This window comes from Pseudomonas sp. R28(2017) (assembly GCF_002112505.1).
Lineage (GTDB): Bacteria > Pseudomonadota > Gammaproteobacteria > Pseudomonadales > Pseudomonadaceae > Aquipseudomonas.
The window spans coordinates 243,341-261,108 of record NZ_NEHW01000009.1 but is presented as its reverse complement, the minus strand read 5'-3'; the positions used below and the strand labels follow the sequence as shown (position 1 = coordinate 261,108).

At 64.5% G+C, this 17,768-nt stretch carries 15 protein-coding genes; 6 read left to right on the top strand and 9 right to left on the bottom strand.

The window, feature by feature from the left end:
* Positions 1–209: 209 nt before the first annotated feature.
* On the bottom strand, positions 210–1,136 hold the full coding sequence (locus tag CAF78_RS17805) for a LysR substrate-binding domain-containing protein (protein ID WP_085676460.1): 927 nt from the start codon (positions 1,134–1,136) through the stop codon (positions 210–212).
* Positions 1,137–1,292: 156 nt separating this feature from the next.
* Here CAF78_RS17805 and CAF78_RS17800 point away from each other — a divergent pair, with 156 nt between their 5' ends.
* Complete coding sequence (locus tag CAF78_RS17800; protein WP_085676461.1) at positions 1,293–2,675, top strand: NorM family multidrug efflux MATE transporter; 1,383 nt, start codon at positions 1,293–1,295, stop codon at positions 2,673–2,675.
* Between the two features lie 100 nt (positions 2,676–2,775).
* Here CAF78_RS17800 and CAF78_RS17795 read toward each other — a convergent pair whose 3' ends face one another.
* Positions 2,776–4,443, bottom strand: coding sequence for a bifunctional diguanylate cyclase/phosphodiesterase (locus CAF78_RS17795; protein ID WP_085676462.1), 1,668 nt, complete (start codon positions 4,441–4,443; stop codon positions 2,776–2,778).
* 299 nt (positions 4,444–4,742) lie between these two features.
* Between CAF78_RS17795 and rep the strand changes: the two genes are divergently transcribed.
* Together rep and CAF78_RS17785 are read left to right on the top strand one after the other, a co-directional pair.
* Entirely contained in the window at positions 4,743–6,752 is a 2,010-nt protein-coding gene (gene rep / locus CAF78_RS17790; RefSeq protein WP_027917001.1) for a DNA helicase Rep, read from the top strand.
* 65 nt (positions 6,753–6,817) lie between these two features.
* Positions 6,818–7,390, top strand: coding sequence for a xanthine phosphoribosyltransferase (locus tag CAF78_RS17785; RefSeq protein WP_003253535.1), 573 nt, complete (start codon positions 6,818–6,820; stop codon positions 7,388–7,390).
* 114 nt (positions 7,391–7,504) lie between these two features.
* Here CAF78_RS17785 and CAF78_RS17780 read toward each other — a convergent pair whose 3' ends face one another.
* The 5 genes from CAF78_RS17780 to dadA form a co-directional block, all read right to left on the bottom strand.
* Positions 7,505–9,361 carry an acetyl-CoA hydrolase/transferase C-terminal domain-containing protein gene (locus CAF78_RS17780; RefSeq protein WP_085676463.1) on the bottom strand — a complete coding sequence of 619 codons (1,857 nt, stop codon included), beginning with the start codon at positions 9,359–9,361 and terminating at the stop codon, positions 7,505–7,507.
* A 225-nt stretch (positions 9,362–9,586) separates the two neighbouring features.
* The gene (locus tag CAF78_RS17775; protein WP_027917003.1) at positions 9,587–10,009 is read right to left on the bottom strand and encodes a cytochrome c5 family protein; all 423 of its coding nucleotides are present in this window, start codon (positions 10,007–10,009) and stop codon (positions 9,587–9,589) included.
* 136 nt (positions 10,010–10,145) lie between these two features.
* Positions 10,146–10,694 (bottom strand): cupin domain-containing protein, encoded by a 549-nt coding sequence (locus CAF78_RS17770; RefSeq protein WP_027917004.1) that lies wholly within the window; start codon positions 10,692–10,694, stop codon positions 10,146–10,148.
* 110 nt (positions 10,695–10,804) lie between these two features.
* The gene (gene alr / locus CAF78_RS17765; RefSeq protein WP_085676464.1) at positions 10,805–11,878 is read right to left on the bottom strand and encodes an alanine racemase; all 1,074 of its coding nucleotides are present in this window, start codon (positions 11,876–11,878) and stop codon (positions 10,805–10,807) included.
* Positions 11,879–12,053: 175 nt separating this feature from the next.
* Entirely contained in the window at positions 12,054–13,358 is a 1,305-nt protein-coding gene (gene dadA / locus CAF78_RS17760) for a D-amino acid dehydrogenase (RefSeq protein WP_085676465.1), read from the bottom strand.
* A gap of 153 nt (positions 13,359–13,511) precedes the next feature.
* On the opposite strand from dadA, the gene dadR reads away from it, so the two are divergent.
* Positions 13,512–14,000, top strand: coding sequence for a transcriptional regulator DadR (gene dadR, locus CAF78_RS17755; RefSeq protein WP_003258963.1), 489 nt, complete (start codon positions 13,512–13,514; stop codon positions 13,998–14,000).
* Positions 14,001–14,002: 2 nt separating this feature from the next.
* Here dadR and CAF78_RS17750 read toward each other — a convergent pair whose 3' ends face one another.
* Complete coding sequence (locus CAF78_RS17750; RefSeq protein ID WP_085676466.1) at positions 14,003–14,356, bottom strand: YkgJ family cysteine cluster protein; 354 nt, start codon at positions 14,354–14,356, stop codon at positions 14,003–14,005.
* A 102-nt stretch (positions 14,357–14,458) separates the two neighbouring features.
* On the opposite strand from CAF78_RS17750, the gene CAF78_RS17745 reads away from it, so the two are divergent.
* Positions 14,459–15,751 carry an FAD-binding oxidoreductase gene (locus CAF78_RS17745; protein ID WP_085676467.1) on the top strand — a complete coding sequence of 431 codons (1,293 nt, stop codon included), beginning with the start codon at positions 14,459–14,461 and terminating at the stop codon, positions 15,749–15,751.
* A gap of 135 nt (positions 15,752–15,886) precedes the next feature.
* On the opposite strand, the gene CAF78_RS17735 is transcribed toward CAF78_RS17745, so the two are convergent.
* Positions 15,887–16,117, bottom strand: a complete 231-nt coding sequence (locus tag CAF78_RS17735) for a DUF1127 domain-containing protein (protein ID WP_060507671.1) — start codon at positions 16,115–16,117, stop codon at positions 15,887–15,889.
* Positions 16,118–16,296: 179 nt separating this feature from the next.
* Between CAF78_RS17735 and CAF78_RS17730 the strand changes: the two genes are divergently transcribed.
* Positions 16,297–17,727: a PLP-dependent aminotransferase family protein gene (locus tag CAF78_RS17730; protein ID WP_176247322.1), complete on the top strand. Its 1,431-nt coding sequence runs from the start codon at positions 16,297–16,299 to the stop codon at positions 17,725–17,727.
* The last annotated feature ends 41 nt before the right edge of the window (positions 17,728–17,768 follow it).

Sequence of the window (17,768 nt, the reverse complement as noted above, 5' to 3'; positions counted from 1 at the left end):
GGACGCTGGTGCCAGTAGATCGGCGTCGCTTGTGAATACTTGAGTGTCGGGCCGGGGTATTCGCAAACGTTTTCCTTTTGCCTGTACTGGCCTCTTCGCGGGCAAGCCCGCTCCCACAGGGTTATGCACAGGTTTCAGACTTTGCGCGATACCTGTGGGAGCGGCGGTTCGGCGCCCCGACTGGCCCGCGAAGAGGCCGGCAAAGGCAGTCAAAGGGCCGGCAGGATTTGCACAGCGGGCAAGTCCACCGCCGCCGCTTCCTCTTGCAGAAACACACTCAAGCGCCGCAGCCGCTCCCCGCCCGGCCGGGTCCGTGGCCACACCAGGTAATAATCCATGCCACTGGGCACCGCTGTCGGCCAAGGCAGGCTCAAGCGCCCCTGGGCCACATCCTCGGCGACCATCAACAGGTCACCCATCGAAATGCCGTAACCCCGCGCCGCCGCGATCATGCCCAACTCCAGGGTATCGAACACCTGCCCGCCCTTGAGCGACACCTTGTCGCTGAGCCCCATGCGCTCCAGCCATTCGCGCCAGTCACGCTTGTCGGGGGTCGGGTGCAGCAGCTCGATGCCGGCCAGCCGCCGCTCGTCCCACGGCCCGTCCTTCAGCAGATCCGGCGCCCCCACCGGGATCAACAGCTCGGAGAACAGCCGGCGCACCTCCCAGTCCGCCGGGAACACCCCGTCACTGAGCAGCACCGCACAATCGAACGGTTCCTGGTTGAAGTCCACATGGTCGACGTCCATCCAGGCACTGGTCAGCTGCACCTCGTTGCCCGGCTGCAAGTGGCGATACTGGCTCAGCCGCGCCAGCAGCCAACGCATGGTCAGGGTCGACGGCGCCTTCATGCGCAGGATGTCATCTTCCCCGCGCAAGGTATCGCAGGCCCGCTCCAGCGCAGCAAAGCCTTCACGCACGCCGGGCAGCAGCACCCGCGCCGCCTCGGTCAGTTGCAGGCTGCGGCCACTGCGCACGAACAGCTTGCAGGCGAAGTGGTCTTCCAGGGTGCGGATATGCCGGCTGACCGCGCTCTGAGTGATCGACAACTCTTCACCGGCGCGGGTGAACGAGCTCAGCCGCGCAGCCGCTTCGAATGCGCGCAGTGCATAGAGGGGAGGCAGCTGGCGGGACATGGGGCACCTGTCATCCGGGGGTGGGAATGGAATGCACAGAATCATATATGCATGAGTTGAACTCATGCCAACCATCGCTTTTATCCTTTTGTGCAAAGTTGACCGAAGCCTCAGAATCGTCCCTCGCTTACAGGATCAGGCACAAGGACCACACCCATGCATGTCGCGCCCACCAAAGAACTCAAGGCATTGCTGCGCCTGGCCGGGCCGCTGATCGCCTCGCAGTTGGCGCACATGCTGATGGTGCTCACCGACACCCTGATGATGGCCCGCATCAGCCCGCAGGCCCTGGCCGGAGGTGGCCTGGGCGCGGCGAGCTATTCGTTTGTGTCGATCTTCTGCCTGGGTGTGATTGCCGCCGTCGGCACCCTGGTGGCGATCCGCAAGGGCGCCAACGACATCGAAGGGGCAACCCGCCTGGCGCAGAACGGCCTGTGGCTGGCCTGGGGCCTGGCGCTGCTGGCGGCACTGGTGCTGTGGAACCTGAAGCCGGTGCTGTTGCTGTTTGGCCAGCAGCCAGAGAACGTCGACTCGGCCGCCGAGTTCCTCACCCTGCTGCCACTGGCCCTGCCCGGCTACCTGACCTTCATGGCCCTGCGCGGTTTCACCAGTGCGCTGGGGCGCTCGACCCCGGTGATGGTCATCAGCCTGGTCGGCACAGTCCTCAACTACCTGTTCAACGTCGCCCTGATCGAGGGCATGTTCGGCCTGCCCAAGCTGGGCCTGATGGGCATTGGCCTGGTCACCGCAGTGGTGTCGATGGGCATGGCCATCGCCCTGGCGCTGTACATCCGCTGGCACTCGGCCTATGCCGACTACCCACTGCGCAAAGGGCTATCGCGCCCCTCGCTGCCTGCCCTGCGCGAGTTGTGGCGGCTGGGCCTGCCGATTGGCGGCACCTACATGGTGGAAGTCGGGCTGTTCGCCTTCGCCGCGCTGTGCATGGGCGTGCTCGGCAGCACGCAACTGGCGGCGCACCAGATCGCCCTGCAGATCGTCTCCACCGCGTTCATGGTGCCGACCGGGTTGTCGTATGCGGTAACCATGCGTGTGGGCCTGTATTACGGCGCCGGCAACCTGCTGGCGGCGCGCAGTGCCGGGCGCGTGGGGATCGGCTTCGGGGCGACCATCATGTTTGCCTTCGCGGCGTTGTTCCTGCTGTTGCCGGAGGCGCTGGTGGGGCTGTTCATCGACCGCAACGACCCCGGCTTTACCGCGATCTACCAGCTGGCGGTGCAACTGCTGATGGTGGCGGCATGGTTCGAACTGTTCGATGGCATGCAGACCATCGCGATGGGCTCGATCCGCGGCCTGAAGGACGCCAAGACCACCTTCCTGATCGGGCTGTGCTGCTACTGGCTGGTGGGCGCGCCGAGTGCCTGGCTGTTCACCTTCACCCTGGGTGGCGGGGCGGTGGGCGTGTGGTGGGGGCTGGCGTTGGGGCTGGCCTGTGCGGCGGTGGCGCTGACCATCGGCTTTGAGTGGCGGATGAAGCGGTTGCTGGACAAGGGCGGGGTTGGGGCTACTGTTTCGGCCTGACTTGAGGGCCTATTCGCGGGCAAGCCCGCTCCCACAAGTACACCGCAGCCTTCGAAACCGGTGATATTCCTGTGGGAGCGGGCACGCCCGCGAAAGGGCCCTAGAGGGCAGCCAAGAGGGGACGGTCGGATGCCTGTAGCAGGTAGTCGATCAACGCCCCCACCGGCAGCGGCTTGCTGACCAGGAAGCCTTGCACCTGGTCACAGCCAAACCCGCGCAGCAAGGCCATCTGCTCCGGGCTTTCCACGCCCTCGGCCACCACTTCCAGGTTGAGGTTGTGCGCCAGGTTGATCATGGCATGCACCAGCTTGCGGTTCTCTTCGCGCATTTCCATCTCGGCAACGAAACTGCGGTCGACCTTGAGCAAGGTGATCGGCAGGCTGTTCAGGTGCACGAAGGACGAGAAGCCGGTACCAAAGTCATCCAGCGAGAAGCGCACACCCAGACGCCCCAGGGCATCCATGGTCTGACGCACCAGCTCGTTGCGGCGCATCACTGCCGTTTCGGTCAGTTCGAATTCCAGCCAACGGGCATCCACACCATGCTCGATGATCAGCCGGCTCAGGGTGGCCAGCAATTGGCTGTCCTGGAACTGGCGGAAGCTCAGGTTCACCGCCATGTGCAGCGGCGCAAGCCCCTGCTCGCGCAACGCCTGCATGTCGCGCAGGGCACGGGAAATCACCCAGTAACCCAACGGCACGATCAACCCGCTCTGCTCGGCCAGTGGCACGAACTCGCTGGGCGGCAGCAGGCCGCGCTCGGCATGGCGCCAGCGCACCAGGGCCTCGAGGCCGACGATGCGCCCATCGGCAAGGTTCAAGCGCGGCTGGTAGTGCAGCTCCAGTTCATCGCGGCGCAGCGCCCGGCGCAGCTCGCTTTCCAGGTCGGCCAGGCTGCGCGCATTGCGGTTGATGCGCTCGTTGAACACGTGGAAGGTACAGCCCTGGCTCCCCTTGGCCTGGCGCATGGCAATGTGCGCATGCCACATCAGCGGGTCGGGCCCGCCCTGGGCGCGGGCATGCGCCAGGCCCAGGCTGCAGCCGAGCAACAGGCTTTCGCCGTCGATCCAGTAGGGTTCGGCCAGGGCCTCGACGATACGCTCGGCGATCCATTCGGCGCGGTTCGCGTCGCGCCGCGTGTCGATCAGCAGGGCGAACTCGTCGCTGCCCAGGCGCGCCAGCTGGTCGCCAGCCTCCAGCTGCTGCTTGAGGCGCGACACCACCTGCAGGATCAGGCGGTCGCCGCACTGATGGCCAAGGGCGTCGTTGACATGGCGGAAGTTGTCCAGGTCGAGGTGGCCGAGGGCCACGCCGCGACCTTCGTTCTCAGCCAGGCGTGTAGTCAGCAGGGCCTGGAAGCCCTGGCGGTTGGCGATGCCGGTCAGTGGGTCCTGTTCGGCCAGGCGCTGCAAGGTGGCCACCAGCACACCGCGCTCGCGCACATGGCGCAGCGAGCGGCGCAGCGCATCGACGTTGAGCTGGTCGCGCACCAGCCAGTCACTGACGCCAGTGGGCGCAGTGTCGGGTTCATGGTCGAGCAACAGGATGGTCGGCAGTTCGCAGCGCCCGGGCGCGGGCTGCAACGCCGGCGTGGCCAGCACCACGGCCTGGCGGTCGTGGCTGAACAGGGTATCGACCGCCGCCCAGTTCGGCGCGGTCAGCAAAACTGCGCTACCGTCCAGCGGCAGCAGGCATTCGCGTAATAAGGCGGCCCATTCCGGCTCATCAGCCAACAGCAGCAAACGCAAAGGTTCGACAGGCGTGGACAAGCGGGCTCCTTAAGGCTCGAAAGGTGTAGCGTTGGATGGCGGACATGCTACTGCATAAATGAAAATGATTTTCACTTTTAGACATATCCTTTGCCCGCAGTGCCTCCCGTCGTATTTTGACGTGCATCCTGCGGGAAAGTCGTCAAACCGGCAATTACGATTTTTTCGGTGAATAGCATTAGTTTCACTAATGCTTATCCCCGAACAAAAGTCTGACTCAAACGTCAGACGGTCGCGCCACAACGGCCCCATGCCTGTTAGAATGCGCGGCTATTTTCTGGCGACCCCCGGTTTCTAGCATGTCCCGACTCAATCCCCGGCAACAGGAAGCCCGTGACTACGTCGGCGGCCCTCTATTGGTGCTCGCCGGTGCTGGCTCGGGCAAGACCAGCGTGATCACGCGCAAGATTGCCCACCTCATCCAGAACTGCGGCATCCGTGCCCAGTACATCGTGGCGATGACCTTCACCAACAAGGCCGCCCGCGAGATGAAGGAGCGGGTCGCCACCCTGCTGCGCCCGGGGGAAGGCCGGGGCCTGACGGTGTGCACGTTCCACAACCTGGGCCTGAACATCATCCGCAAGGAGCACGAGCGCCTGGGCTACAAGCCGGGCTTCTCGATCTTCGACGAGTCCGACATCAAGGCGCTGCTGTCGGACATCATGCAGAAGGAATACTCCGGCGACGACGGCATCGACGAGATCAAGAACATGATCGGTGCCTGGAAAAACGACCTGATCCTGCCCGCCGAAGCCCTGGAAAAGGCGCGCAACCCGCGCGAACAGACCGCCGCCATCGTTTACACCCACTACCAGCGCACGCTCAAGGCGTTCAACGCGGTGGATTTCGACGACCTGATCCTGCTGCCGGTCAAGCTGTTCCAGGAGCACCCCGACGTGCTCGAGCGCTGGCAGAACCGCGTGCGCTACCTGCTGGTGGACGAATACCAGGACACCAACGCCAGCCAGTACCTGCTGGTGAAGATGCTGATCGGCATGCGCAACCAGTTCACCGTGGTGGGCGATGACGACCAGTCGATCTACGCCTGGCGTGGCGCGCGCCCCGAGAACCTGATGCTGCTCAAGGAGGACTATCCCTCCCTGAAGATCGTCATGCTCGAACAGAACTACCGCTCCACCAGCCGCATCCTGCGCTGCGCCAACGTGCTGATCGCCAACAACCCGCATGCTTTCGAAAAGCAGCTGTGGAGCGAGATGGGCGTGGGCGACGAGATCCGCGTGATCCGCTGCAAGAACGAGGAAGCCGAGGCCGAACGCGTGGCCATGGAGATCCTCACCCTGCACCTGCGCACCAACCGCCCGTACAGCGACTTCGCCATCCTCTACCGCGGCAACTACCAGGCCAAGCTGATCGAACTGAAGCTGCAGCACCACCAGGTGCCGTATCGCCTGTCGGGCGGCAACAGCTTCTTCGGCCGCCAGGAGGTCAAGGACCTCATGGCCTACCTGCGCCTGCTGGTGAACCCGGATGACGACAACGCCTACCTGCGGGTGATCAACGTGCCGCGCCGCGAGATCGGCTCGACCACCCTGGAAAAGCTCGGCAACTATTCCACCGAGCGCGGTATCTCGATGTACGCCGCCAGCGAGGAACTGGGCCTGGGCGAGCACCTGGACGCCCGCTACACCGAGCGCCTGCAGCGCTTCAAGCACTGGCTCGACGGGGTGCGCCACAAGGTCGCCCTGGAAGACCCGATCGCCGCGCTGCACGAGATGATCCGCGACATCGACTACGAGAACTGGATCCGCCAGCAGACCGCCAGCGACAAGGCGGCGGAGTTCCGCATCAGCAACGTCTGGTTCCTGGTCGAAGCGCTGAAGAACACCCTCGAGAAGGACGAAGAGGGTGACATGACCATCGAGGACGCCATCGGCAAGCTGGTGCTGCGCGACATGCTCGAGCGCCAGCAGGAAGAGGAAGAAAACGCCGAAGGTGTGCAGATGATGACCCTGCACGCCTCCAAGGGCCTGGAATTCCCGTACGTGTTCATCATGGGCATGGAGGAGGAGATCCTCCCCCACCGCTCCAGCATCGAGGCCGACACCATCGAAGAGGAACGCCGCCTGGCCTACGTGGGCATCACCCGCGCTCGCCAGACCCTGGCCTTCACCTTCGCCGCCAAGCGTAAGCAGTACGGCGAGATCATCGACTGCACGCCAAGCCGGTTCCTCGACGAACTGCCACCGGACGACCTGGCCTGGGAAGGCCTGGACGACGCACCGGTCGAGGTGAAGGCCGCGCGCGGCAACAACGCCCTGGCCGACATCCGGGCAATGCTCAAACGCTGATCAACCCTTATCCTTTAAATCTGCCGCTTTCAGCGGCCACCTTTGTTACATCGAGGAATACCACAGTGGAAGCACTGCATCAGAAGATTCGCGAAGAAGGCATCGTGCTTTCCGACCAGGTACTCAAAGTCGACGCGTTTCTCAACCACCAGATCGACCCGGCGCTGATGCAGCTGATCGGTGACGAGTTCGCCCGCCTGTTCGCCGATGCTGGCGTGACCAAGATCGTCACCATCGAAGCCTCGGGCATCGCCCCGGCGGTGATGACCGGCCTGAAGCTGGGCGTACCGGTGATCTTCGCGCGCAAGCACCAGTCGCTGACCCTGACCGAGAACCTGCTGACCGCCTCGGTGTACTCCTTCACCAAGCAGACCGAGAACACCGTGGCCATCTCGCCGCGCCACCTCAACAGCAGCGACCGCGTGCTGGTGATCGACGACTTCCTGGCCAACGGCAAGGCGTCGCAGGCACTGATCTCGATCATCAAGCAGGCCGGTGCCACCGTTGCCGGCCTGGGCATCGTCATCGAGAAGTCGTTCCAGGGCGGCCGCGCCGAGCTGGACAGCCAGGGCTACCGCGTTGAATCGCTGGCCCGGGTGAAGTCGCTGGAAGGTGGTGTGGTTTCGTTCATCGAGTGACCGCGTCGCCTGCTTCGCGGGCAAGCCCGCTCCCACAGGTACCGCACAGGTTTTGAAAGCTGTGCGGTACCTGTGGGAGCGGGCTTGCCCGCGAATGGCCCCAGCATCTATCTGTCAGGTTTCTGATAATCCCGCCAGCAGCAACCGCTGGTACAGCTCTTCCCTGAGCCCCTGCGGCCGATCCAGCTGCATCCGCGCCAGGTGCGCTTCATACCCCTGCGGCCCCGGCGCCTCCAATGCCGCCTTGCCCAGCTCCAGCACCTCACTCAGCTTGAACTTGCTCTTCAACCAGTTCAGTGCCCGCAACAGGTCACGCTCTTCAGCCGTGAAGTCCGTTCCCAGCGGATACTCCGGGAACAGGCGCGCATGCCGAACCCTGATCGCCTCCAACCGCTGTGGCGTATTGTCGGTAAATCGTGCGTCCAGCTGAAAATCCCTGGCCAGCTTGCCGGCCTCTTTCGCCTGCTCGATCAGCCCCTGCTGGAACCGCGAATCGCTCACTGCCAGCAACCGCGCAATCACTTCGCTGTCGGTCTGCCCTCGCAGGTCGGCGATGCCGTATTCGGTTACCACGATATCGCGCAGGTGCCGGGGAATCGTGCAGTGGCCGTAGCGCCAGAACAGGTTGGAAGTCACCTCGCCACCGGACTCACGCCAGCTGCGCAGCAGCAGGATCGAGCGCCCGCCCTCCAGCGCATGGCCCTGGGCCACGAAGTTGTACTGCCCGCCGACCCCGCTGAGCACCCGGCCGTCCTCCAGCTGGTCGGCCACCCCGGCGCCGAGCAGGGTCATGCCGAACACCGTGTTGACGAAGCGCGCATCGCGGCGCTGGCGGCGCTTGAGGTCTTCCTGGCCGTACAGTTCGTTGATGAAGCTGATGCGGGTCATCGAGAAACGGGCGCGCTGCTCCAGCGGCATCTCACGCAAACGCTGGTAGAACGCCTGCGGGCCGAGAAAGAAGCCGCCGTGCACCAGCACACCCTGCTCGTCCGCCGGGCGCCGCACCACACCCGCCTCGGCCAGCGCCAGCAGGCCGTTGACGAACATCTCGCTGCAGCCGTACAGGCCCTGGGCGAAGGCCTCCAGGCCCCCTTCCCGCTCGATCAGCGCCTGCCAGGGGGCGACGTCCAGTTCGTCGAGCAAGGCGCGGTAACCCGGGTTGTCGCCCTGACGTGCCAGCAACGCCGCCGCCAGCGCATCGCCCATGGCACCGATGCCGATCTGCAGGGTGCCACCGTCACGCACCAGTGAGCTTGCATGCAAACCGATGCAGTGGTCCTGGGTGGTGACCGGCATGTTCGGGGTAGAGAACAGCCGGCGCTGCTCCGCTTCATCGATCAACAGGTCGAACGCATCGATCGGCAGCTCCGCATCGCCCGGCATGTAGGGCAGTGCGGTATGAACCTGGCCGAGCATGAGGATGGTTTCACCTGCCGCACGCCGCTTGGCGATCATCGGCTGCAGGTCGAGGGTGATGTCGGGGTTGCAGGCCAGGCTCAAGTGGACAGGCTTCTCCGGCGTGGCGGCGACCAACTGGGCGACCAGGTTCAGGCCCTTGGCATTGATGTCGCGCGCGGCGTGGCTGTAGTTGCTGCTGATGTAGTCCTGCTGGGCGGATTCGCTGTGCAGCAGGCTGCCGGGCTGCATGAAGAACTGCTCGACGCGGATGTTCGGCGGCAGGCGGTCGTTGCGCAGGTCGGCGAGGTAGGTGAGTTCTTCGTAGTCGGCGAACACGCGCTCGACGAAGGGCTCGAGGAAACGCCGTTGCAGGCCGTCGCCCAGGGGTGGGCGGCCAAGCGACAACGCGGTGTAGATCGTCAACTGTCGCTCTGGCAGCTCGCGCACGCGCTCGTACAGCGCGTTGACGAAGGCGTTGGGCTTGCCCAGGCCCAGCGGCAGGCCCATGTGGATATGCGCTGGCAGCCGGGCGAGAACCTGCTCGACGGCCTGGTCGATGGAGCAGAGGTGCATCGGGGCCTCCTGAATCATCCATGGGGTCAGGGGTTGGACATGGGCTCAAGCGGGTTGGTTGCCAGTACCGGCCCTTTCGCGGGCAAGCCCGCTCCCACAGACCCCGCAAATTGGCAGCATTTTGCTTTACCTGTGGGAGCGGGCTTGCCCGCGAAAGGGCCGGAGCAGGCAATACAAAAACAAAGCCCGCCATAAATGGCGGGCCTGGTGCAATTCATCTTCGGCTCAAAGCCCGGACATCTTCTTGATGGCCCCTTTCAGGTCATCATCCGAGCAGTCCGCGCAGGTCCCTTTCGGTGGCATGGCGTTCAGGCCGGTAATGGCCTTGGCCAGCAGCCCGTCCACCCCACCCTGTTCGTCAGCGCGCTTTTTCCACGCGGCCCCGTCGCCAATCTTCGGCGCGCCCAGCAAGCCGGTGCCGTGGCAGGCGTTGCAGTGCTTGGCAATCACGTCATCCGGCGTCTTGGCCCCGCCGCCCCCGGCTGCGGCAGCCACTTCCATGCCCTTGCATTCCTGGCCCTGCACACACACCTGGCCGACCGGCTCAAGGCGTTTGGCAAGCTCGTCGTTGGTCGCTGCGGTTGCGCTCATTGCCCAAAGGGCGAATACGGCTGCTGGTACGGCCAGCATCTTCTTGATTTGGTTCACGCGAACACCCTCATGGTGGCTAATCACGCCCGCGGCCACGGTAATGCGAGCGTTGAAAAGTATAGCGGGAACCCGGAAACCGTGAAACGACCCTACTCAGGAAAGGGGTATTGCCGAAACAATGCACTGCGCTGGATCAAAAGTTCGAAGGCGTAGCCGCACTGATCAGCCGCGCTGGTGCGTCGAACGGGTTGCGGAAACGGTGCGGGCGGGTGCTTTCGAAGTAGTAGCTGTCACCCGCTTCGAGGATGAAGATCTCGTTGCCCACCACCAGCTCGAGCTTGCCTTCGAGCAGGATGCCGGTTTCTTCACCATCGTGGGTGAGCATCTCGGCACCGGTGTCGGCACCCGGCGGATAGACCTCGGTAAGGAAGGCGATGGCGCGGTTGGGGTGCGACTTGCCCACCAGCTTCATGGTCACCGCACCGTCGGAGATGTCGATCAGCTCGTGGGCCTTGTAGACGATCTGCGCGGGGCTTTCGGCCTCCAGCTCTACCGAAAAGAATTCGACCATCGACATGGGAATGCCGCTGAGCACCTTGCGCAGCGAGCTGATCGAGGGGCTCACGCTGTTCTTCTCGATCATCGAGATGGTGCTGTTGGTCACCCCCGCGCGCTTGGCGAGTTCCCGCTGGGACAGGCCCTTGAGCTTGCGGATGGCTTGCAGTCGTTCGCCGACGTCCAAAGCTGGAGCCTCCTGAAACGGTGAGATGGCGGGGTGAATGTGAACGATATCATGGCAATGCCGTTCAGTATTTACAACACACCGCCCCTCAAGCTGTCCGCTTCGGCGCCTTATTCGCCGTAATAGTCCAGCGGCACGCGTCTCAGGTTGCAGAAGATCTGGTAGGGAATGGTCCCGGCCTGCATCGCTACATCACTGGCCAGCACGTGCTTGCCCCACAGCTCGACCGGGCTGCCGACAGTGGCTTCGGGCGCGTCGGTGAGGTCGATGCAGAGCATGTCCATCGACACGCGGCCAATCAGCTGGCTGCGCTTGCCGGCGACCATCACCGGGGTGCCGGTGGGCGCGTGGCGCGGGTAGCCGTCGGCGTAGCCCATGGCGACCACGCCAACGCGGGTCGGCCGCGGGCTGACGAACTTGGCACCGTAGCCCACCGGCTCACCGGTGGGCAGCTCACGCACGCTGATGACCCGCGACTGCAGGGTCATCACCGGCTGCAGGCGCGCGGCCTGGGGCTGGTCGGCTTCGAAGGGGCTGGCGCCGTACAGCATGATGCCTGGGCGCACCCAGTCGCTCGGGGCCTGCGGCCAGGCCAGCACGCCGGGCGAGTTGCGCAGGCTGCATTCGGCAGCCAGGCCTTCACGGGCGGCGTTGAACACGGCGATCTGCTGGGCGGTGGCGTCGGCCTCCGGCTCGTCGGCGCGGGCGAAGTGGCTCATCAGCACGATGCGCGAAACCTTGCCGCTGGCCAGCAGGCGCTGGTAGGCCTCGTGGTAGTCCTTGGGGTGCAGGCCTACACGGTGCATGCCGCTGTCGAGCTTGAGCCAGATGGTCAGCGGCTTGTGCACCTGGGTCTGCTCGATGGCTTCGAGCTGCCACAGCGAATGCACCACGCACCACAGGTCGTGCTCGGCGATCAGCGCCAGCTCGCTGGCTTCGAAAAAACCTTCGAGCAGCAGCACCGGGGCCTTGATGCCGGCGGCGCGCAGCTCCAGCGCTTCTTCGATGCAGGCCACGGCAAAGCCGTCGGCTTCGGGCTCCAGGGCCAGGGCGCAACGCACGGCGCCGTGGCCGTAGGCGTCGGCCTTGACCACGGCAAGGGCCTTGGCACCGGACAGTTCACGGGCCAGGCGGTAGTTGTGGCGAAGGGCTTGCAAGTCGATCAGGGCGCGGGCGGGACGCATGGCGGCTGCCTTATGGTGCTCAGGTTGAAATCGGTGTTGGGTTCTTCGCGGCGGTTCGTCGCCACGACAAGCCCGCTCCCACAGTTGCTGCACAGCTTTCGAAATCTGTGGTGTCCCTGTGGGAGCGGGCTTGCCGTGGCGACGAACCGCCGCGAAGAGGCCGGTACAGGCGACCTTACTGCTGGTGGGCAGGCGTGGTCTGGCCTTGCTTGGCGACTTCCGGGCTGTTGCCATACCGCGAGATGTCCAGGCCTTCGGCACTGATCTGCGGCTTCTTGCGCGCAATCAGGTCAGCCAGCAGGCGCCCGGAACCGCATGCCATGGTCCAGCCCAGCGTACCGTGGCCGGTGTTGAGGAACAGGTTGCGGAACGCGGTGGCCCCCACGATCGGCGTGCCGTCCGGGGTCGCCGGGCGCAGGCCGGTCCAGAAACTGGCCTGGCTCAGGTCGCCGCCGCGAGGATAAAGGTCGTTGACGATCATCTCCAGCGTTTCGCGCCGACGCGGGTTCAGCGACAGGTCAAAACCGGCGATTTCCGCCATGCCGCCAACGCGGATGCGGTTGTCGAAACGGGTGATCGCGACCTTGTAGGTCTCATCCAGAATGGTCGAAGTCGGCGCCATGTCGGCATTGGTGATCGGCACGGTCAGCGAGTAACCCTTGAGCGGATACACCGGGGCCTTGATGCCCAGCGGCTTGAGCATCTGCGGCGAATAGCTGCCCAGGGCCAGCACGTAGCGGTCGGCCGTTTCCAGCTTGCCATCGATCCACACGCCATTGATGCGGTCGCCGGCGAAGTCCAGGCGCTGGATGTCCTGGCCGAAGCGGAACTCCACACCCAGATTGACCGCCATTTCGGCGAGCTTGGTGGTGAACAGCTGGCAGTCGCCGGTCTGGTCGTTGGGCAGGCGCAGGGCGCCGGCGAGGATGTCTTTCACACCAGCCAGGGCCGGCTCGACACGGGCAATGCCATCACGGTCGAGCAGCTCGTAAGGCACGCCGGACTGTTCGAGCACGGCGATGTCCTTGGCCGCAGCGTCTACCTGGGCCTGGGTGCGGAACAGCTGGGTGGTACCCAGGCTACGGTTTTCGTAGGCAATGCCGGTTTCGGCACGCAGTTCGTCGAGGCAGTCACGGCTGTACTCGGACAGGCGCACCATGCGCTCCTTGTTCACCGCGTAGCGGCTGGCGGTGCAGTTGCGCAGCATCTGTGCCATCCACAGGTACTGGTCGACATCACCGGTCAGCTTGATGGCCAGGGGCGCATGGCGCTCCAGCAGCCACTTGATGGCTTTGAGCGGCACGCCAGGGGCGGCCCAGGGCGAGGCATAGCCGGGCGAGATCTGGCCTGCGTTGGCAAAGCTGGTTTCCAGAGCCACTGCCGGCTGGCGGTCGACCACGGTCACCTCGAAGCCTTGCCGGGCCAGATAGTAGGCACTGGCGGTACCGATCACACCGCTACCAAGTACCAATACTCGCATCGTTCATCCCTCGCACGCGGCGCACCGCTATTTTGTTGATATGGCATGGATGCGCGCAGTATAAGAATCTCAGCCCAGTGCAATTCACTATATAAAAGCCTATTATTGGCGAGAATTCTCGGCAAAATCGCCTTTCACGGAGGGGCATCCCCTATGAGAACCCAGCACCAGAGCAAGCGTGAACTGGACAAGATCGACCGCAACATCCTGCGTATCCTGCAGAATGACGGGCGTATTTCCTTCACCGAACTGGGCGAGAAAGTTGGGCTTTCCACCACCCCTTGCACCGAGCGCGTACGCCGCCTGGAGCGCGAGGGCATCATCATGGGCTACAACGCCCGGTTGAATCCGCAGCACCTCAAGGGCAGCCTGCTGGTGTTCGTGGAGATCAGCCTGGATTACAAGTCCGGCGACACCTTCGAGGAGTTCCGCCGCGCGGTACTCAAGCTGCCCCATGTGCTGGAATGCCACCTGGTATCCGGCGATTTCGACTACCTGGTGAAAGCGCGCATCTCGGAAATGGCTTCGTACCGCAAGCTGCTTGGCGACATCCTGCTGAAGCTGCCGCATGTGCGCGAATCGAAGAGCTACATCGTGATGGAAGAGGTGAAAGAGAGCCTCTGCCTGCCGATTCCTGACTGAGGCTAGACCAGCACCTGCCGCGTGCTGGCGATGAACTGGTGGACCAGCTGCTCGGCCTCGGGCTCGATCATCGGGTCCGGGCCGCGGCCGCGCGGGCAGGCCAGGCGCGGCGTGGTGCCGAACAGGCGGCAGATCATCGGGCGTTCTGCATAGACAGTGCAGCCGTTGGGGCCCAGGTGCACGCAGCTCAGGTGCTCCAGCGCGGCATCCTGCTCGGCCTGGGTCTTGCGCGGCAGGCGGGCCATTTCTTCCGACGAGGTGGTGACCGGGCCGCAGCAGTCGTGGCAGCCGGGCTCGCATTCGAAAGAAGGAATGAGCTCACGCAGGAAGTGGATCTTGTGACGGTTGCAGGACATGGCGGGGTACAAGATTGAAGTGAAATCAGGCTTGAATTATAGGGCCAATTGCAAAGCCACGGCTTATCCTCCTACAACCGAACCCGCAACAGGACCTAGCTCATGATCCACAGCGCGCAGCATGCCGCCTCCTACTACGCCGCCAGCAGCGCGCCCCACCCGGACCATTCCTTCCTGCAAGGCGAACACAGCGCCGACGTGTGTATCGTCGGCGGTGGCTATTCGGGCTTGAACACCGCCATCGAACTGGCCGAGCGTGGCTTCTCGGTGATCCTCCTGGAAGCGCGCAAGCTCGGCTGGGGCGCCAGCGGGCGCAACGGTGGCCAGCTGATTCGCGGCGTCGGCCACGGCCTGGAGCAGTTTCTTCCAGTGCTCGGCGAAGAGGGCGTACGCAGCATGAGGCTGATGGGCCTGGAAGCCGTGGACATCGTCCGCGAACGGGTCGAGCGCCACGCCATCGCCTGCGACCTGGCCTGGGGCTACTGTGACCTGGCCAACAAGCCCGACGAGCTGAAGGGTTTTGCCGAGGATGCCGATGAGCTTCGCAGCCTGGGCTACCGCCACGAACTGCGCCTGGTCGGCAAGGACGACATGCACAGCGTGGTGGGCTCCGATTGCTACGTCGGCGGCCTGATCGACATGGGTTCGGGGCACCTGCACCCACTCAACCTGGCCTTGGGTGAGGCGGCTGTGGCCAGTCGCCTGGGGGTGAAGCTGTTCGAGCAGTCCGAAGTCACGCGCATCGACTACGGCCCTGAAGTGCAGGTGCACACCGCACAGGGCCGGGTGCGTGCCAAAACTCTGGTGCTGTGCTGCAACGCCTACCACAACGACCTCAACCGCGAGCTGGGCGGCAAGGTGCTGCCCGCCGGCAGCTACATCATCGCCACCGAGCCGCTGAGCGAAGAGCGCGCCCAGCAGTTACTGCCGCAGAACATGGCCGTGTGCGACCAGCGCGTGGCGCTGGACTACTATCGCCTGTCGGCCGACCGCCGCCTGCTGTTCGGCGGTGCCTGCCACTATTCCGGGCGCGACCCGAAGGACATCGCCGCCTACATGCGCCCGAAGATGCTCAAAGTGTTCCCGCAGCTGGCGGATGTGCGCATCGATTACCAGTGGGGCGGCATGATCGGCATCGGTGCCAACCGCCTGCCACAGGTCGGCCGCCTGGCCAGCCAGCCCAACGTCTATTACGCCCAGGCCTACGCCGGCCATGGCCTGAACGCCACCCACCTGGCTGCGCGCCTGCTGGGTGAAGCGATCAGCGGCCAGGAAAGCGGGCGTTTCGACCTGTTTGCCAAGGTGCCGCACGTTACCTTCCCCGGCGGCAAGCACCTGCGCTCGCCGATACTGGCCCTGGGGATGCTTTGGCATCGCCTGAAAGAGCTCGTCTAGCGCCTGCGCCCTACACGATCCCTGTGGGAGCGGGCGTGCCCGCGAACACGGGCGCCGCCCGTGCCATACACCGCGGTGCTTGCTTCGCGGGCATGCCCGCTCCCACAGGGTCCGCGCACTTTCTGAAGATTTGCGTCAGTCTTTCCAGAAGGGTTTACGGCCCTCGGTGCGCGCCTGCTCCCAGCTCAAGCCGATATCCCGCAGCTGGTCATCATCCAGCTGCAGCAGGGCCCGGCGGGTGTGCCAGCGATGCAGCATCAGCCCCCAGCGCCCGAGCCCAGCCGGTGCGTTGAAAACCTTGGTCTGCTGCCCGGCATCCAGTTCCTTGGCCAACAGTTGCAAGCGCACATCGCTCATGCCACCCATCGCTGCTTTCTCCCATTCAGTGTGTAACCGTGGAGAAAGCATGCGCGTCGGCGGCCCTGGCAATACAGATCCAATACAGGCTTATTATTCCCATACAGAATTGGCTGCCTGACGCCTGAATGCTGTATTTTCAACGCAACTGTACTGGTCGCTTCCTACAAAAAGCGCAGGAGTATGCCGTGACCCTTTACCTGAACCTCGCCGAACTGCTCGGCGCGCGCATCGAACAGGGCCTCTATCGCCCCGGCCAGCGCCTGCCATCGGTGCGTGCCCTGAGCGTGGAACACGGTGTCAGCCTGAGTACCGTACAGCAGGCCTACCGCATGCTCGAAGACAGCGGCATGGTCTCGCCACGGCCCAAGTCCGGTTACTTCGTCAGCGACCATCGCCACCTCCCCGCCCTGCCCGCTGTCAGTCGCCCGGCCCAGCGCCCGGTGGATATCTCGCAATGGGAACAGGTGCTCGAACTGGTCCGCAGTACCCCGCGCCAGGGCGTGATCCAGCTGGGCCGCGGCATGCCCGACATCGACAGCCCGACCCTCAAGCCGCTGCTGCGCAGCCTCGCTCAACTGAGCCGGCGCCAGGACATGCCGGGCCTGTACTACGACAACATCCATGGCAACCTGGCCCTGCGCGAGCAGATCGCCCGGCTGATGCTCGACTCCGGCTGCCGCCTGGGCCCTGCCGACCTGGTGGTGACCACCGGCTGCCACGAGGCGCTGTCGTGCAGCATTCGCGCGGTGTGCGAACCGGGCGATATCGTCGCGGTCGACTCGCCGAGCTTCCACGGCGCCATGCAGACCCTCAAGGGCCTGGGCATGAAGGCCCTGGAAATCCCCACCGACCCGATCACCGGCATCAGCCTCGAAGCGCTGGAACTGGCGCTTGAACAGTGGCCGATCAAGCTCATCCAGATCACCCCAAGCTGCAACAACCCGCTCGGCTACATCATGCCCGAGGCCCGCAAGAAAGCCCTGCTGAGCCTGGCCCAGCGCTACGATGTGGCGATCCTCGAAGACGACGTGTATGGCGACCTGGCCTACACCTACCCACGCCCGCGCACGCTCAAGTCGTTCGACGACGATGGCCGCGTGCTGCTGTGCAGCTCGTTTTCCAAGACCCTCGCCCCTGGCCTGCGCATCGGCTGGGTCGCTCCCGGCCGCTACCTGGAACGGGTGCTGCACATGAAGTACATCAGCACCGGCAGCACCGCCACCCAGCCGCAACTGGCGATTGCCGACTTCATCGCTGCCGGCCACTACCAGCCCCATGTGCGGCGCATGCGCAGCCAGTACCAGCGTGGTCGCGACCTGATGAGCGACTGGGTGACGCGCTATTTCCCACCCGGCACCCGGGTCAGCCGGCCCCAGGGCGGTTTCATGCTGTGGGTGGAATTGCCCGAACATTTCGATACGCTGCGGCTGAACCGCGCTTTACTGGAGCAGGGTGTGCAGGTTGCCGTGGGCAGTATCTTCTCGGCCTCGGGCAAGTTCCGCCATTGCCTGCGCATGAATTTCGCCGCGCGGCCAACGCCGCAGATCGAAGCGGCGGTGCGCAAGGTCGGCGAAACCGCCCTTCGTCTACTGGATGAAGACCACGCCGAGGCGTAACTTTGCGCCGCCTTTCGTAGTCCAACCCGTTAGCGCTTTGC